This is a genomic window from Sphingomonas dokdonensis, from assembly GCF_002197685.1.
GTDB classification, from domain to species: Bacteria; Pseudomonadota; Alphaproteobacteria; order Sphingomonadales; family Sphingomonadaceae; genus Sphingomonas; species Sphingomonas dokdonensis.
Genome location: NZ_NBBI01000002.1, coordinates 14,171 through 29,018, shown reverse-complemented (window position 1 = coordinate 29,018; position 14,848 = coordinate 14,171). Strand labels below are relative to the sequence as shown.

Below are 14,848 nucleotides of genomic sequence, written 5' to 3'. Positions count from 1 at the left end.
CCGCAGCCTCGGCGCTCCCCTTCCACTTGCCCCCTCCCCCCTGCCTGCTACGATCCCACGCCAGAGTGGCGGAGACCGGCAGTTGAGCGACAAGCGGATCAGACAACCCGCCGATTATTACCGGAGCCCCGAAAACAGCATCGGCTATCTGACGCGGATCGTCTTCCGCAATTTCTCGCGCGTGCTCGAGAAATATACGCTGCAGCATGATATTTCCGCCGGCCAGTGGCGCTTTTTGCGCCAATTGTGGATCGAGGACGGCATCACCCAGCGCGAATTGAGCGAGCGCGTCGGCATGCGTGAGCCGACCACCGTTGTTGCGCTAAAGGGGCTGGAAGCGGCCGGCCTCGTTCGCCGCGAAAAGAGCGAGGTCGATCGCCGCAAGATCTACATCCATCTCACCCCCTTTGCGCGAGAACTGGAAACCAATCTCGCGCCGCTGAACGCCGAGGTTCATGCCATCGCCACCGCCGGGATGAGCGACGAGGAGGTCGAGACGCTGCAGCGTTTGCTGCGCCAGGTAATCGGCAACCTTTCCGAAGAAGCGCGCAAGCTGCCGACGATCACCGACGTCCGCGCCTAGCGCGCTACGTCGCTGGCACCGCCACGCCGCGCCGCACCGAGAACCGCGGTGCCGCCGAACTTCGCCAAACATCCCTTGCTCGACCGACCTCTGGCGTTCGCCCGAGCAGCATTGTCGTGCAACGCGCCCACAAGGGTTGCAAACCGCGGCTCAACCCATATAGCTTAGCTATCTAAGCTTTGGAGGGATCGCGAGCGTGGGGCCACTTTCCGATATTCGCGTGGTTGAGCTGGGGCAGCTGATCGCCGGCCCGTTCTGCGCGCAATTGTTCGGCGACATGGGCGCGACCGTGGTAAAGATCGAGCCGCCGGGGACGGGCGATCCGATGCGCCAATGGGGCGCCGGCGACCCGCCGGTGTGGTGGGAGGTCATCGCGCGCAACAAGCGCTCGGTCGCGGCCGACCTGCGCACGGCCGAGGGGCAGGAGATCGCGCGCCGCCTGATTGCGGGCGCCGACGTGCTGATCGAGAATTTTCGGCCGGGCACGCTGGAAAAATGGAACCTCGCACCCGCCGATCTGTGCGCGGCGAACCCGCGGCTCATCGTGGTGCGGGTCTCTGGCTATGGCCAGACCGGGCCGTATGCCACCCGCGCCGGCTTTGGCGGGATCGGCGAAGCAATGGGCGGCTGGCGGGCGCTGGTCGGCTCGCCCGATCGCCCGCCCTCGCGGCTCGGCGTGTCGATCGGCGATAGCCTGGCGGGTACCTATGGCTGCCTTGGCGCGCTCGCCGCGCTGCATGAGCGGCACACGAGCGGCAAAGGCCAGATCGTCGACGTCAGCCTGTTCGAATCCGTGCTTCAGGTGATGGAAGGGCTGGTGCCCGAATATGCCGCCACGGGTCACGTGCGCACGCGCAGCGGATCGGTGCTGAAGGGCATCGCCCCGTCAAACGTTTATCCCTGCCGCGACGGCGAGCTGCTGATCGCAGCCAACCAGGACGCGATCTTCCGCCGCCTTGCCACCGCGATGGGGCGGCCCGAGCTGGCCAACGATCCGCGCTACGCCACCCATGTCGCGCGCGGGCAGCATCAGGACGCGCTGGACGCGATGATTGCGGACTGGTCCAGCCGCTATGACGTTGCCGAGCTGGAAGCGCTGATGGCGCAGCATGCCGTTCCCGCGGGGCGTATGTTCGCGCCACGCGACATGCTGGAGGATGCGCATTTCCGCGCGCGCGAGGCGCTGGTAGAGGTGGAGACGGAGCGGCATGGCGTGCTCCCGATGCAGGGCGTCTTTCCGCGCCTGTCGCGCACGCCCGGCGGGATCGCGCGCGCCGCACCGGCCGAGGTCGGCAAAGATGGGGCGGCGCTTCTCGCCGCCGCCGGGTACGACGCCGACGCGATCGAGCGCTTTCGTGCGCGTGGTGTCATCTGAGTGGCGCGCACGCTGCTGGACAAGGTGTGGGATGCGCATGTCGTCGCCGAGGATGGCGGCGAGACCCTGCTCTATGTCGATCTGCATCTGCTCCATGAGGTGACATCGCCGCAGGCCTTTGCCGGGCTGGTTGCGGCGGGGCGGCCGGTACGTGCCCCCGCCCGCGCGCTTGCGCTGTTCGACCATAATGTGCCGACCACCGATCAGGCCCGCGGCATCGGCGCGGTCGCCGATCCCGAGGCGCGCGCGCAGCTCGGCCGGTTGATGGAGAATAGCGCGCGCCACGGCATCGAGCGGTTCGCGATGGGCGATCCGCGCAACGGCATCGTTCATGTCGTCGCACCCGAGCAGGGCCGCACCATCCCCGGCAGTACGCTCGTGTGCGGCGACAGCCACACCTCCACGCATGGTGCATTCGGCGCGCTGGCGTTCGGGATCGGCACGTCGCAGATCGAGCATGTCCTGGCGACGCAAACGCTGCGGCTGCGCAAGCCGCCGGCGATGCGCGTCACGATCGACGGCGTGGCCGGGCCCTTCGTTTCGGCAAAGGATCTTGCGCTGGGCGTGCTGGCGGCGATCGGCGTCGATGGCGCGATTGATCATGTGATCGAATTTGCCGGCCCGACGGTACGCGCGCTGTCGATGGAAGGGCGGATGACGCTCTGCAATCTCGCGATCGAAATGGGCGCGCGGTCGGGCCTGATCGCACCAGACGACACGACGTTCGCGTATCTTGCGGCGCGGCTGGGCGACATATCCGCGCACGTGCCCGCGTGGCGCGCGCTCGCCAGCGACACGGATGCGGTGTTCGCGCGCGAGGCGCATGTCTCGGCCGATGCGCTAGCTCCGATGGTGAGCTGGGGGACAACGCCTGCGCAGGTCGTGCCGGTCGATGGCCGCGTGCCCGATCCGGCGACACACGCCGACGCGGCGGTGCGCCGCGCGCAGGAGCGGGCGCTCGCCTATATGGATCTCGTGCCGGGTCAGGCGCTTGCCGGGCTGCCGATCGATCGGGTGTTCATCGGATCGTGCACCAATAGCCGTATCGAGGATCTGCGCGCGGTCGCCGCCTTGGTCGACGGACGGCGCGTCGCACCGGGGGTGCGCGCAATGGTCGTGCCCGGATCGGGGCTGGTGCGGCGGCAGGCGGAGAATGAGGGCATCGCGGAGACGCTGCGCGCGGCGGGTTTCGACTGGCGCGAGCCGGGCTGTTCGATGTGCGTCGGGATGAATCCCGATCGGCTTGCCACAGGCGAACGCTGTGCGTCGACCTCGAACCGCAATTTCGAGAACCGTCAGGGCACGGGCGGGCGCACGCACCTGATGAGCCCCGCGAGTGCCGCGGCGGCCGCGGTGACGGGGCGGATCACCGATGTGAGAACGCTGTAGGCGCTGTTAGTGTGCTGCCTCATAGGCGGCGATCGCATCCTGGTGCCGGAGCGTGCGGCCGATATCGTCCAGCCCGGCGATCAACGCCTCGCGCACGGCGGGATCGATTGCGAAACCCACCATTATATTGCCGGTTCGGATCTCCTGCGCGTGGAGGTCCACCGCGACGGGCGCATCCGGGACCGCCGCAAGGTGATCTGCCAGCGTCGCCAGATCGGCATCGCTGACCGTCGCCAGCAACAAGCCGTTAGACGCGGCATTGCCCGCAAAGATGCTCCCGAAACTCGGCGCGATCACACAGCGGATGCCATGCCCGGTCAACGCCCAGACCGCATGTTCGCGCGACGAACCCGAACCGAAGTTGCGCCCCGCTACGATGATCGCGCGGTCGGCGGCCAGCGCATAGGCAGGGTCTCCCGTTCGCACGTCGGCGAACAGGTGCACGCCCAGCCCATGTCGCTCCAGCCCCTTCATGAAGCGCGCCGGCAGGATCTTGTCGGTGTCGATATCCGGGCTGGCCAGCACCGCCGCCCGCGCCGATAGCGGCCGCCACGGCGTCATGCCGCCTGCTCCCAATCGGTCGCCAACGTTTCCAGCAGCGCCTCGAACCGTTGCTCCCCGATCGTGCCGGCGATCTGATCGGTCAGGTCGCCCATCACCGCCTGCGCATCGCCGCGCATCCGCTCGCCGAAGTCGGTCAGCCGCAGCTGCTTGTGGCGTGCATCGTCGGCGTCGGGCGCGAGCGTCACGATGCCCTTGTCGATCATCTGCTGCACCGTCGTGTGGATCGCTTGACGCGAAATGCCGAGCCGCCGCGCGATCTCCGACGGGCGGGTGACACCGCTGACGATGTTGATCATCACCATCGATTGCGCGCGGCTCACATCCGGCCAGCCGTGACCGTGCAGCCGCGCCTGCAACCGCTCGTCGAGCCAGCAGAAGCGCTGAAAAAGGTGCATCATCAGTTCGATCGACTTCATGGCTGGGGTTAGACGGCGTGCCGGCGGTTTGCGCAACCCGCCTTGCCGTCGCGATATCCTTAGCATACTATGCTTTTCGGGAGGAGCAAGACGTGCAGGCTGTTGAGATCGTTGAGGTCGCCCCGCGCGACGGGCTGCAGAACGAGGCGGCCAGCGTGTCGACCGCCAACAAGCTGTCGCTCATCGCCCGTGCGATCGACGCGGGTGCGCGGCGCATCGAGGTGACGAGCTTCGTCAATTCCGCGCGCGTGCCGCAGTTGGCCGATGCCGACGCGGTTGTGGCTGCCTTGCCCGCACGCGACGACGTGACGTTTATCGCGCTGGTGCTCAACCGCCGCGGCGCGGATCGCGCATTGGCGACGCGTATCGACGAACTGGGCGCGGTCTGCGTCGCCAGCGATACCTTCGCCATGCGCAACCAGAAGCAGACATCCGGCGAATCGCTCGCCGCCGCACAGGAGACGGTGAGGCTCGCGCGCGGCGCGGGGCGTAGCGGCCAGATCACCATTGCCGCCGCCTTCGGCTGCCCGTTCGAGGGCGAGGTGCCGCTCGCCCGCGTCATCGACATGGCGCGCCGCGCCGCCGACGCCAATCCGCGCGAGATCGCCCTCGCCGACACGATCGGCGTTGCGGTGCCGGCGCAGGTGGCGGAGGCGGTAACACGCGTGGCCGAGGCGATCGCCCCGTTGCCGGTGCGCGTTCACCTCCACGACACGCGCGGCACCGGCATCGCCAACGTCTGGGCGGCGATCGGTGCAGGCGCGCGGGCGATCGACAGCTCGCTTGGCGGCACCGGCGGCTGCCCCTTTGCGCCCGGCGCATCGGGCAATGTCGCCACCGAGGACGTGATCTATCTGCTCGACCGGTCGGGTATCGCCACCGGTTATGATCGTGGGAAGGCGATCGCGACTGCGCAATGGCTGAGCGAGACATTGGGCCGCGATCTGCCCGGCAAGCTACTGCGCGCCCCTGCTTTCCCGGCGGCGGTGGCGTGAGTCCCGCCGAGATCGCCGCGCGCATCGCCGACGCACGCGCCAGCGGCGTCGCGATCCCGCACTTCACCGGCGTTACACACGATCCCTACATCGTTCAGGACATTGCAACCGCCGCCCGCCGCACCGGCGGTGGCGTCACGATCGGGCGCAAGATCGGCCTCACCTCGCAGGCGGCGTACCAGATGTTCGGCGTCCACGAGCCCGACAGCGGCTGGCTCTGGGCCGACTGCCGCTTCGCCAGCGGTGATACGATCGCGACGCCGCTAATCGCCCCCCGTGTCGAGGCGGAGATCGCACTCGTCCTTGGCCGCGACGTGGACGATCCCGCCACCGCTGCCGACTGCGTCGATCATGCCCTGCCCGCGATCGAGATCGTCGACAGCGCAATCGCCAATTGGGACGTGCGGCTGTTCGACACGGTGGCGGACAATGCCTCGGGCTGGGGCATCGTGCTCGGCGGCCCGGCGCGTCCGATCGCCGGGCTGGACCTCGCCGCGCTTAACATGACGCTGGCGCGCAACGGTACGATCGAGTCGCGTGGCATCGGCGCGGCAATCATGGGCGGGCCACTCAAGGCGCTCGATTGGCTGGCGCATCATGCCGCTGCGCGCGGCGTGCCATTGCGCGCCGGAGAGATCGTCATGACCGGTGCGCTTGGCCCGGTTCTGCCGGCTGTGCCCGGCGCTCATTTCGCGGTTCGGATCGACGGCTTTGATCCCGTAACCGTCACCTTCGCCTGAGGAATAGAGATGCTCGGACTGATGCAGGACGTGCCGCTGACCGTCGATCGGCTGCTGACCCACGCGGCGACATGGCACGGCGATCGCGAGGTGATCTCGCGCGATGCCGATGGCCACGTGACGCGCAGCGACTATGCACGCGTCCATGCCGATGCGCAGCGCGTGTCGAATGCATTGCGCCGCGCCGGCGTGCAGCAGGGCGACCGGATCGCGACGCTGGGCTGGAACGGCGCGCGGCATCTCGCCGCCTGGTACGGCATCGCCGGTATTGGGGCGATCTGCCACACACTGAACCCGCGCCTGTTTCTCGAACAGATCGTCTATATCGCCAATCACGCCGGTGACCGGATGCTGCTGGCCGATCCGGCTTGCGCGCCGATCGTCGAGGAACTGCGCCAGAAGGTGCCGACGCTGCGCGAGATCATCTTCCTGTGCGATCGCGCCTCGTTGCCCGCGACCAGCTTTCCCGCGATCGCCTTTGACGACTGGATCGCGGACGAGGAGCCCGCCGCGACGTGGGGCGGCTTGGACGAACGGCTGGCATGCGGGCTGTGCTATACCAGCGGCACGACCGGTAATCCCAAGGGCGTGCTTTATTCGCATCGCTCGAACAGCATTCATGCCATGATGACGCTGCAAGCCGATGCGCTGGCGTTGTCTGCGCGCGATACGGTGCTGCTGGTGGTGCCGATGTACCATGCCAATGCCTGGGGCGTGGTCTATTCCGCGCCTGCGGTCGGCGCGAAGCTGGTGCTGCCGGGACAGCGCATGGACGGAGCCTCGCTCCACGCGCTGATCGAAAGCGAAGGTGTCACCTATTCCGCCGCCGTTCCGACTGTGTGGCAGATGCTGCTGCAGCATGTGCAGGAGACGGGTGCGGGCTTTTCCACGCTGAAGCGGGTGACGATCGGCGGATCGGCCTGCCCCGAATCCATCATCCGCACCTTTCGCGACGATTATGGCGTCGATGTCGTCCAGGGATGGGGCATGACCGAAACGTCGCCGCTGGCGACCGTCTCGATCCTCTCACCTAAGGTTGCCGCCCTGCCCGAGGCTGAGCAGATGGCGTACAAGCTGAAGCAAGGCCGGCTGCTCGCCGGGCTCGAGCTGAAGATCACCGACGACGCGGGCAATCGCCTGCCGCATGACGGCCAGACGCCCGGCCGGCTGATGATCAAGGGACCAACGATCGCCGCATCCTATTATGGCGGCGACGGCGGCGACGTGCTTGATGAGGAAGGCTTCTTCGACACCGGCGACGTCTCGACGATCGACCCGCGCGGCTACATGCAGATCACCGATCGTGCCAAGGACGTGGTGAAATCGGGCGGCGAGTGGATCAGCTCGATCGAGATCGAGAATATCGCCACCGGCCATCCCGCAGTGCACATCGCCGCGGTGATCGGCATCGCGCACCCCAAATGGGATGAGCGCCCGATCCTGCTCTGCCAGCTGAAACCCGGCGAGACGGCAACCGCCGCCGACCTTTCCGACTATCTCGACGGCCGCATCGCGCGCTGGTGGATGCCCGACGACGTGCTGTTCGTCGACGAGATCCCGCTCGGGCCCACCGGCAAGATCGACAAGAAGCGCATCCGTGCCGGACTGGAGGGATATACGCTCCCGTTCGAGGTTGCGCGCTGAGCGACGATATGCTTAGCGGCCTAAGTAATAAGTAGGAGAGGCGTATGGACCGGCGCGACATCGATGGGCTCGACGTGACATTCATCGGCAAGGTCTCGCCAACCGCGCCGCGCATTCAGGCCGGCGGACATCCGTGCCAGGGCATCTATTACGCGCCGGCGGGCAGGAAGCCCAAGACCGCGGTGATTGCCACGCATTACAACGTCGATTTCAGCGAGCATTATATCGCGCCCTATTTCGCGCGGCGCGGCTTCGGCTTTCTCGGCTGGAACACGCGCTATCGCGGGTTCGAGGACCAGTTCCTGCTCGAACATGCCGTGCTCGACATCGGCGTCGGCATGCGCTGGCTGCGCGAGGAGGCCGGGGTCGAGCGGATCGTGATCCTGGGCAATTCGGGTGGCGGCTCGCTGATGGGCGCTTACCAGGGCGAGGCGATCGCACCGACACTGGGCGCGGCGCTGCCCGCCGCGGGGCAGGATGCGCTTGAACAGCTCATCAAGGCCGATCTGTATATCTCGTTGAACGCGCATCAGGGCCGCCCCGAAGTGCTGACCGACTGGATGGACGCTTCGGTACTGGACGAGACCGATCCGGTCGCCACAAACCCCGCGCTCGATCCGTTCAATCCCGACAACGGCCCGCCGTACAGCCCCGATTTCGTCGATCGCTATCGCGCCGCGCAGCGCGCGCGCAACCAGCGCATCACCGACTGGGCCAAGGCGGAGCTGAAGCGGCTGAACGACGCCGGCGTGCCCGATCGCCTGTTTCCCCTGTTCCGCTGCTGGGGCGACCTGCGCTGCATGGACTCCTCGCTCGACCCGTCCGATCGCGAACCGCGACGCTGCTATCGCGGCGACCCGGCGATCGCCAACCGCACCCCCTCGATCGGCCGCGCCAACACGCTGAAGACGTGGCTCAACATGTGGAGCCTCGAAACGTCGCCCTGCCAGGGCGCGCCGCACCTCGCCAAGTTCAATACGCCCGCACTAGTGGTACAGGGCACCGCCGACACCGGCGTCTTTCCGAGCGATGCCCGCAAGATCTTCGATCACATCGGATCGCGCGACAAGCAGATCGAGTTGATCCCCGGCGCGCATTATTTCGAGGATTCGACCGCGCACCGCGATGCCGCCGCAGACCTGATGGCGGCGTGGATCGAGGCCAAGTCCTGACCATGGCGGAACGCGAGACAATCGCGATCCTTCGCCGCCTCGGCATCGCCGATGGTGACGTGAAGCTTACACCGCTGTCGGGCGGCGTCTCGTGCGATGTATGGCGCGCCGACATTCCGGGGCAAGCGCCCCTGGTGGTGAAGCAGGCGCTGCCCAAGTTGCGGGTAGCCGCTGATTGGCGCGCGCCCGTCGCGCGTGCGGAGAACGAGGTGGCGTGGCTGCGCCGCGTCGCAGCGATCGATCCGGCGCTGGTGCCCGCCGTGGTCGCAACGTCACCTGCCGATCATCTCTTCGTCCTTGGCTGGTGCGACGGCCCGGTGTGGCGCGACGAACTCGTCGCCGGCCGCGTCGATCCCGCGTTCGCCGGTCGGCTCGGCGCCGATCTGGCGCGCATTCATACCGCCACCGCGGGTGAGCCGGGGCGCTACGATCCCGCGCTGTTCGACGCGTTGCGCATCGCGCCTTTCCTGCGCTACGCTGCCGAACGCGTGCCGGTTGCCGCAGACGTGCTGATCGCGCTCGCTGACGATCTCGCCACGCGCCGCATCGCCCTGGTCCACGGCGACGTCAGCCCGAAGAACATCATCGTCGCGGGCGATCACGGCCTGTTCCTCGACGCCGAGCCCGCGGTGTACGGCGATCCGGCGTTCGACCTCGCCTTCTGCACCACGCATCTGCTGCTGAAGACGATCTGGCTCGCCGAGCATGAAGCCGCGCTCCATGCCGCAGCCGCAACCTTTGTCGACCGGTACCTCGCCGGCGTGACGTGGGAAGCACCTGAGCCGCTTGCGATACGCGCCGGGGCACTCGTCGCCGCGCTGCTGCTCGCCCGTGTCGAGGGCAAGTCGCCAGCACCGTATCTGAATGATCGCACCGGTGCGATAGTCCGTGCCCGCGCGCTGGCGCTGCTGGCGCGCCCGCCTGCGCCGCTGCCTACCATCATCGCCCAATGGGAGCCTGCATGACCCATCGTATCGACACCGTGATTGGCCGCCAGCTGTGGGATTCGCGCGGGCGGCCGACGGTGGAGGCCGAGGTGCGGCTCGCCGGTGGTGCAATCGGTCGCGCCATCGCCCCCGCCGGTGCGTCGCGCGGCGCGCATGAGGCGATCGACCTGCGCGACGGCGGTGCGGCGTTCGGCGGAATGGGCGTGGCGCAGGCGGTTGCCAATGTCATGCGCGAGATCGCGCCGGCGCTCGCCGGGATGGATGCGCGCGATCAGAGTGCGGTGGACGCCGCGCTCGTCGCGCTCGACGGTACGCCCACCAAGCAGCGGCTTGGCGGCAATGCGGTAGTCGCGGTGTCGATGGCGGTGCTCCATGCCGCCGCCGCAGCGGAAGCCGTGCCTGTCTGGCGCTGGCTGGCGCAGGACCGCGCGGTGCGACTGCCATTGCCCGAGATCCAGATCTTTGGCGGCGGCGCGCATGCCGGCCGCCGCACCGATATCCAGGATTTCATGGTCATGGCCCCGCACGCCGGCAGCTTCCGCCGCGCACTCGAAATTACCGACGAGGTGTACCGCGCCGCCGGGCGACTGATGGCCGAACTTGGCCCTCTCGCCGGGGTTGCCGACGAGGGCGGCTGGTGGCCCAATTTCGCGTCCAACGAACAGGCGCTCGACGTGCTGACGCGATCGATCGACACAGCGGGGTACCGGCCGGGAGAGGATGTGTTCATCTCGCTCGATATCGCCGCCAACGAACTGGGCAATGGCGCCACGTACCGCCTTGCACTCGACGATCGCGCGATGAACGGCGCGGCAATGGCGGAAACGGTGATCGGCTGGACGCAGCGCTACCCGATCATCTCGGTCGAGGATCCCGCGGCGCAGGACGATCTCGCCACCATGACGGCTGTTACCGCCGCGATCGGCGACAGGGTGCAGGTGATCGGCGATGACGTGCTCGTCACCCGCGCCGAGCGGGTCGAAACCGCCGCCGCCGCCAAGGCGTGCAACGCCGCGCTGATCAAGGTCAACCAGATCGGTACCGTGACCGAGGCAAAGGCCGCGCTTGACGCAGCGCGCGCCCACGGCTGGGGTACGATCGTCTCGGCACGGTCGGGCGAAACCGAGGACGTGATGATCGCGCATCTTGCGGTCGGCTGGGACGCGGGGCAGTTCAAGGTCGGCTCCTTCACCCGCTCCGAGCGGATGGCCAAGTGGAACGAGATGCTGCGCATCGAGGAAGCGCTCGGCGCGCGCGCTGACTATGCCGGCGCGGGCGCCTTTGCCGCGCCGATCGCGGCGGCGCTGACATGAGGATCGCGATCGACACGCATCCGAGCGCCGGGTTCCAGGCGCAGATCGACGCCGTGTTCGGCGCCGGCGCTGTGATCAACATCGGCCCCGGCGGTGCGATCGGAGACGCCGAGATACTGCTTCACGTCCTCCACCCGATCACGCCCGAGGCGATCGCCGCTGCGCCCGATCTGCGGCTGATCCAGAAGCTCGGCGTCGGCGTGAACACGATTGCGCTGGATGCGGCGGCGGCGCGCGGGGTCGCGGTGTGCAACATGCCCGGCGTCAACGCGCAGGCAGTGGCGGAATGCGCGCTGGCGCTGATCCTTGCCGGCCTGCGCCGCACGGTGCCGCTCGATGCCGCGACCCGTACCGGGCAATGGGCGGTGCCGTCCGACGTGCTCGACGACATGGGCGAGATTGCCGGGCGCACTGTCGGTCTTGTCGGCATGGGCGCGAGCGCCACGCGGCTCGCTCGCGTGCTGGCCGCACTCGGGGCGGAGGTGGTGTATGCCGCCCGCTCCGCGCACGACGTTCCTTATCGCCGCGTGACGCGCGACCAACTGGTCGCCACTGCAGATATCGTGTCGCTACACGTGCCGCTCACCGACGAGACGCGTCACATCGTCGATCCGCTGGCGATGAAGCGCGGCGCGATCCTCATCAACGTCGCGCGGGGCGGGCTGGTCGACGAAACCCGCCTCGCTGCTGCGCTGAACGGCCATCTGCGCGGCGCCGGGCTGGACGTGTTCGCCACCGAGCCAGTCTCGCCGGCCGATCCGCTGCTCGCGCTACCAAATGTCACCGTCAGCCCACACGTCGCGTGGCAGACACCCGAGACGCTGGCCCGCAGCCTCGCCGCGGCGGCGGAGAACGTCCGCCGCCTCACCGCCGGCGAACCGCTGCTGAACCGGATACCGGCATGACCATCATTCTCGCTTCCGGGCAATTGCTCACCGCCGAGACGTGGTCGCCGCAGCGCGCCGCCTGGGCCGACCGCGACGTGCGCCATGCCGATCACACGCAAGACGACAGCATCGCCGATATGGCGACCCGTCTGCTCGACGCCGCCCCGGCGCGGTTCGCACTGGTCGCGCATGCGATGGGCGGCTTTGTCGCTTTCGAGGTGCTGCGGCGCGCGCCCGAGCGCGTCGCCAGCCTGGCGCTGATCGCCACATTGGCATCGGCCGATGGCCCGGCGCAGACGGCGCGGCGACAGGGCTATATCGATCTGGTCGAAGCGGGTTGTTTCGACCAGGTGATCGAGGAGCGCATTCCGATGCTCTTCCCGCCAGACCGGCGCGACGATCCGGTGCTGCTGGCGCTCGCCCGTCGCATGGCCGCGGATACCGGCGCGTACATCTTTCTGCGCCAGCAGCGCGCCATCATGAGTCGGATCGACAGCCGCCCCGGCCTCGCGGCCGTCAGCGTGCCGACACTGCTGATCCGCGGCGATTCCGACGGCATCACCACGCCCGAGCAACAGGCCGAGATGCGCGCAATTCCCGGATCGCGCCTCGTGACGCTGCCCGGCATCGGCCACCTGCCGACCGTCGAGGCTGCGGAGGCGGTGACCGGCCTGCTCAGCGCGTGGATCGACCGACACGGAGAATAAGCGATGGACGAAATGGAGGGGCAGCTGATCGTCGGCATCGGGCCAGCCATGACGATCGATGGCGGATGGTCTGACGCATGATCGAGCTGCACTATTGCGCCACGCCAAACGGCATGAAGGTGGTGCTGATGCTGGAAGAAACCGGCCTCCCTCACCGCATCGTTCCGTACGATATCTTCGAAGGCGATCAGCTGCGTTCGCATTTCGGCCGGATCAATCCCAACCGCAAGCTGCCGGCCATCGTCGACCTTGCGCCAGGCGCTGGCGAGCCGCCGCTGGCGGTGTTCGAATCCGGCGCGATCCTGCACTATCTCGCCGAAAAGACGGGGCGTTTCCTTGCCCCGCGCGGGGCAGCACGGGCACGGACGATCCAGTGGCTGATGTGGCAGATGGCGGGCCTTGGCCCGATGGGTGGGCAAGCGAGCCACTTCCTGCGCTACGCGCCCGCCGGCCAGGATTATGCCACACAGCGCTACATTCGCGAGTTCGACCGGCTGCTCAACGTGCTGGAAAACCGTCTGGCGGAGAGCCCGTATCTTGCCGGCGATGATTATTCGATCGCCGACATGGCTGTCTGGCCCGGCCGCGCCTCCGCCTTTGTGTTCGGTCGCGACGATGCGGAGCGACCCGCCACGCGCCGCTGGTACGAGGCGATCGCCGCCCGCCCAGCGGTGCAGCGCGCGACCGCGCGTGCGGATCTGAAAGCGCCCGACAAATACCTCGGTCGTCACCAGAAACTGAGCGACGCCGAATGGTCCAACATGTTTGGCGACGCGATGCATGCTGCGGTGCGGGCCAACGACTGACTCGCGGAACAGGCGATCCGGCCTATCGCGCCACCCCATGCTGCCGCTCGCCCCACAGGATCGAGCGATGCTCGTCGGTGAAGCCGTCGAGCCCGCCCTCGATCGTTTCCTTGCGCGCGACGCCCACCGCCATCCCGTCACGAACCGCTGGCCGCGCCAGCATCGCCTCGCCCCAGCGCGCCAGGTGCGGATAACGATTGGCCTGCTCGGCAATCGGACGGCGCAGATAGGGCAGCATCGCCATGTCCGCGATCGTATAGTCGTCGCCCGCCACCCATTCCGCCGCGCGCAATTGTCCGTCGAGCACGCGCAGCAGCCGATCGGTCTCGCGAGCATAGCGGTCGATCGCATAGGGATGCCGTTCCGCGGCATAGAAGCCGAAATGCGCCGCCTGGCCGAACATCGGGCCGATGCCCGACACCTGGAACATCAGCCATTGCCAGCAGGTCACACCCGGCCGGATCGGCCGGCAGAAAGCGGCCGGTCTTCTCGGCGAGATATAGCAGGATCGCACCTGTCTCCCAAAGCACCAGCCGTCCCGCCGGCCCGTCCTCGTCGACGATCACCGGCGTCTTGTTGTTGGGGTTCAGCGCCAGGAACTCAGGCGTCAGTTGGTCGCCGGCGAGGATATCAACCGTCTCCAGCCGCCAATCGAGTGCCATTTCGTACAAGGCGATACCGATCTTGCGCGCATTGGGCGTGGGCCCGCCATAGAGCGTGATCATCGTCCCTCTCCCTCAGCGCACGACGTAGATGCGGTGGCGTGCGCCCAGATCGGTCCGTTCGCCAAGGCCGATCGCTAGCACGCCGTTGAGCCAGCCATAGTTCGGGTCCGCCGTTTCGAACACCGGCGCTATGCGCAGATAATAGCGCGCTGGATCGACCGACGCAGCGCGGGCGGGATCGGCAAATTCGGCGCGTACGTCGTCAGGGATCACGCTGCGCCCGCCATAGCTGACGTAGATGATCGCCCCGTCATCGGTTTGCCAGATCGCGCGCGCATCCATGGTGCCGACAGCAGTCGTCGCGTCGAGGCGGCCCGCAACGGACCAGTTGCCACCACCGGGCAGCACCGCTCCGCGGAGCCTAGGCCCGGCGAAGCTGCCACCGGTTACATAGCCGATCCGGCGCTCCCCGAAGGGTGACGCGCCAAGCGGGAGAATGCCGCCCGCGACGTGGAAGTCGACGGTGCACAGATAATCGCCCAAGACTGTCTGCGGTGCCGTTTCGGTCGCCTTCTCCATCGCATGTTCCCCGCTAGACACTTACGAGAATAATTAGTAGCCTAAGTGAAATTGTAAAGCGCGGTC

16 protein-coding genes and 1 pseudogene are annotated in these 14,848 nt (G+C 67.7%); 12 read left to right on the top strand and 5 right to left on the bottom strand.

Annotated elements, in window-relative coordinates; genetic code table 11:
- Positions 1-82: 82 nt before the first annotated feature.
- From SPDO_RS05100 to leuC, 3 genes are all read left to right on the top strand, one after another.
- Entirely contained in the window at positions 83-583 is a 501-nt protein-coding gene (locus tag SPDO_RS05100) for a MarR family winged helix-turn-helix transcriptional regulator (RefSeq protein WP_088366420.1), read from the top strand.
- A 196-nt stretch (positions 584-779) separates the two neighbouring features.
- On the top strand, positions 780-1,958 hold the full coding sequence (locus SPDO_RS05095; protein ID WP_425441924.1) for a CaiB/BaiF CoA transferase family protein: 1,179 nt from the start codon (positions 780-782) through the stop codon (positions 1,956-1,958).
- On the top strand, positions 1,959-3,347 hold the full coding sequence (gene leuC / locus SPDO_RS05090; protein ID WP_088366419.1) for a 3-isopropylmalate dehydratase large subunit: 1,389 nt from the start codon (positions 1,959-1,961) through the stop codon (positions 3,345-3,347).
- A 6-nt stretch (positions 3,348-3,353) separates the two neighbouring features.
- On the opposite strand, the gene leuD is transcribed toward leuC, so the two are convergent.
- Positions 3,354-3,908 carry a 3-isopropylmalate dehydratase small subunit gene (gene leuD, locus SPDO_RS05085; RefSeq protein WP_088366418.1) on the bottom strand — a complete coding sequence of 185 codons (555 nt, stop codon included), beginning with the start codon at positions 3,906-3,908 and terminating at the stop codon, positions 3,354-3,356.
- A complete protein-coding gene (locus tag SPDO_RS05080; protein WP_088366417.1) occupies positions 3,905-4,327 on the bottom strand; it encodes a MarR family winged helix-turn-helix transcriptional regulator in 423 nt (140 codons plus the stop codon). Before SPDO_RS05080 ends, leuD begins: the two co-directional genes overlap by 4 nt.
- A gap of 92 nt (positions 4,328-4,419) precedes the next feature.
- Between SPDO_RS05080 and SPDO_RS05075 the strand changes: the two genes are divergently transcribed.
- The 9 genes from SPDO_RS05075 (at position 4,420) to SPDO_RS05035 (ending at position 13,538) form a co-directional block, all read left to right on the top strand.
- A complete protein-coding gene (locus SPDO_RS05075) occupies positions 4,420-5,322 on the top strand; it encodes a hydroxymethylglutaryl-CoA lyase (protein WP_088366416.1) in 903 nt (300 codons plus the stop codon).
- Complete coding sequence (locus SPDO_RS05070) at positions 5,319-6,062, top strand: 2-keto-4-pentenoate hydratase (protein ID WP_158212146.1); 744 nt, start codon at positions 5,319-5,321, stop codon at positions 6,060-6,062. Before SPDO_RS05075 ends, SPDO_RS05070 begins: the two co-directional genes overlap by 4 nt.
- 9 nt (positions 6,063-6,071) lie before the next feature.
- A complete protein-coding gene (locus SPDO_RS05065; RefSeq protein ID WP_088366414.1) occupies positions 6,072-7,706 on the top strand; it encodes a long-chain-fatty-acid--CoA ligase in 1,635 nt (544 codons plus the stop codon).
- 44 nt (positions 7,707-7,750) lie between these two features.
- Entirely contained in the window at positions 7,751-8,878 is a 1,128-nt protein-coding gene (locus tag SPDO_RS05060) for an alpha/beta fold hydrolase domain-containing protein (protein WP_088366413.1), read from the top strand.
- Positions 8,857-9,843 carry a phosphotransferase family protein gene (locus tag SPDO_RS05055; protein WP_245829202.1) on the top strand — a complete coding sequence of 329 codons (987 nt, stop codon included), beginning with the start codon at positions 8,857-8,859 and terminating at the stop codon, positions 9,841-9,843. Before SPDO_RS05060 ends, SPDO_RS05055 begins: the two co-directional genes overlap by 22 nt.
- Positions 9,840-11,138 carry a phosphopyruvate hydratase gene (eno, locus tag SPDO_RS05050; protein ID WP_088366411.1) on the top strand — a complete coding sequence of 433 codons (1,299 nt, stop codon included), beginning with the start codon at positions 9,840-9,842 and terminating at the stop codon, positions 11,136-11,138. The genes SPDO_RS05055 and eno overlap by 4 nt, the downstream gene beginning before the upstream one ends.
- Complete coding sequence (locus SPDO_RS05045) at positions 11,135-12,043, top strand: NAD(P)-dependent oxidoreductase (protein WP_088366410.1); 909 nt, start codon at positions 11,135-11,137, stop codon at positions 12,041-12,043. Before eno ends, SPDO_RS05045 begins: the two co-directional genes overlap by 4 nt.
- A complete protein-coding gene (locus tag SPDO_RS05040; RefSeq protein WP_088366409.1) occupies positions 12,040-12,732 on the top strand; it encodes an alpha/beta fold hydrolase in 693 nt (230 codons plus the stop codon). The genes SPDO_RS05045 and SPDO_RS05040 overlap by 4 nt, the downstream gene beginning before the upstream one ends.
- A gap of 77 nt (positions 12,733-12,809) precedes the next feature.
- A complete protein-coding gene (locus SPDO_RS05035) occupies positions 12,810-13,538 on the top strand; it encodes a glutathione S-transferase N-terminal domain-containing protein (RefSeq protein WP_088366408.1) in 729 nt (242 codons plus the stop codon).
- A gap of 22 nt (positions 13,539-13,560) precedes the next feature.
- Here SPDO_RS05035 and SPDO_RS17025 read toward each other — a convergent pair whose 3' ends face one another.
- The 3 genes and pseudogenes from SPDO_RS17025 to SPDO_RS05025 all read right to left on the bottom strand — a co-directional run bounded on the left by SPDO_RS17025 (position 13,561) and on the right by SPDO_RS05025 (position 14,782).
- Positions 13,561-13,989: a glutathione binding-like protein gene (locus tag SPDO_RS17025; protein WP_211280004.1), complete on the bottom strand. Its 429-nt coding sequence runs from the start codon at positions 13,987-13,989 to the stop codon at positions 13,561-13,563.
- Between the two features lie 43 nt (positions 13,990-14,032).
- A pseudogene (locus SPDO_RS17355) lies at positions 14,033-14,263 on the bottom strand (glutathione S-transferase N-terminal domain-containing protein); the annotation flags it as partial.
- A 12-nt stretch (positions 14,264-14,275) separates the two neighbouring features.
- Positions 14,276-14,782 (bottom strand): DUF3237 domain-containing protein, encoded by a 507-nt coding sequence (locus tag SPDO_RS05025; protein WP_088366407.1) that lies wholly within the window; start codon positions 14,780-14,782, stop codon positions 14,276-14,278.
- Positions 14,783-14,848: the final 66 nt, after the last annotated feature.

What these genes read in the sequence shown, in the direction of transcription:
- leuD (WP_088366418.1), bottom strand. Translation starts at nt 3,908, where the DNA reads ATGACGCCGTGGCGGCCGCTATCGGCGCGGGCGGCGGTGCTGGCCAGC.
- SPDO_RS05080 (WP_088366417.1), bottom strand. Translation starts at nt 4,327, where the DNA reads ATGAAGTCGATCGAACTGATGATGCACCTTTTTCAGCGCTTCTGCTGG.
- SPDO_RS05065 (WP_088366414.1), top strand. Translation starts at nt 6,072, where the DNA reads ATGCTCGGACTGATGCAGGACGTGCCGCTGACCGTCGATCGGCTGCTG.
- SPDO_RS05060 (WP_088366413.1), top strand. Translation starts at nt 7,751, where the DNA reads ATGGACCGGCGCGACATCGATGGGCTCGACGTGACATTCATCGGCAAG.
- eno (WP_088366411.1), top strand. Translation starts at nt 9,840, where the DNA reads ATGACCCATCGTATCGACACCGTGATTGGCCGCCAGCTGTGGGATTCG.
- SPDO_RS05045 (WP_088366410.1), top strand. Translation starts at nt 11,135, where the DNA reads ATGAGGATCGCGATCGACACGCATCCGAGCGCCGGGTTCCAGGCGCAG.
- SPDO_RS05040 (WP_088366409.1), top strand. Translation starts at nt 12,040, where the DNA reads ATGACCATCATTCTCGCTTCCGGGCAATTGCTCACCGCCGAGACGTGG.
- SPDO_RS05035 (WP_088366408.1), top strand. Translation starts at nt 12,810, where the DNA reads ATGATCGAGCTGCACTATTGCGCCACGCCAAACGGCATGAAGGTGGTG.
- SPDO_RS05025 (WP_088366407.1), bottom strand. Translation starts at nt 14,782, where the DNA reads ATGGAGAAGGCGACCGAAACGGCACCGCAGACAGTCTTGGGCGATTAT.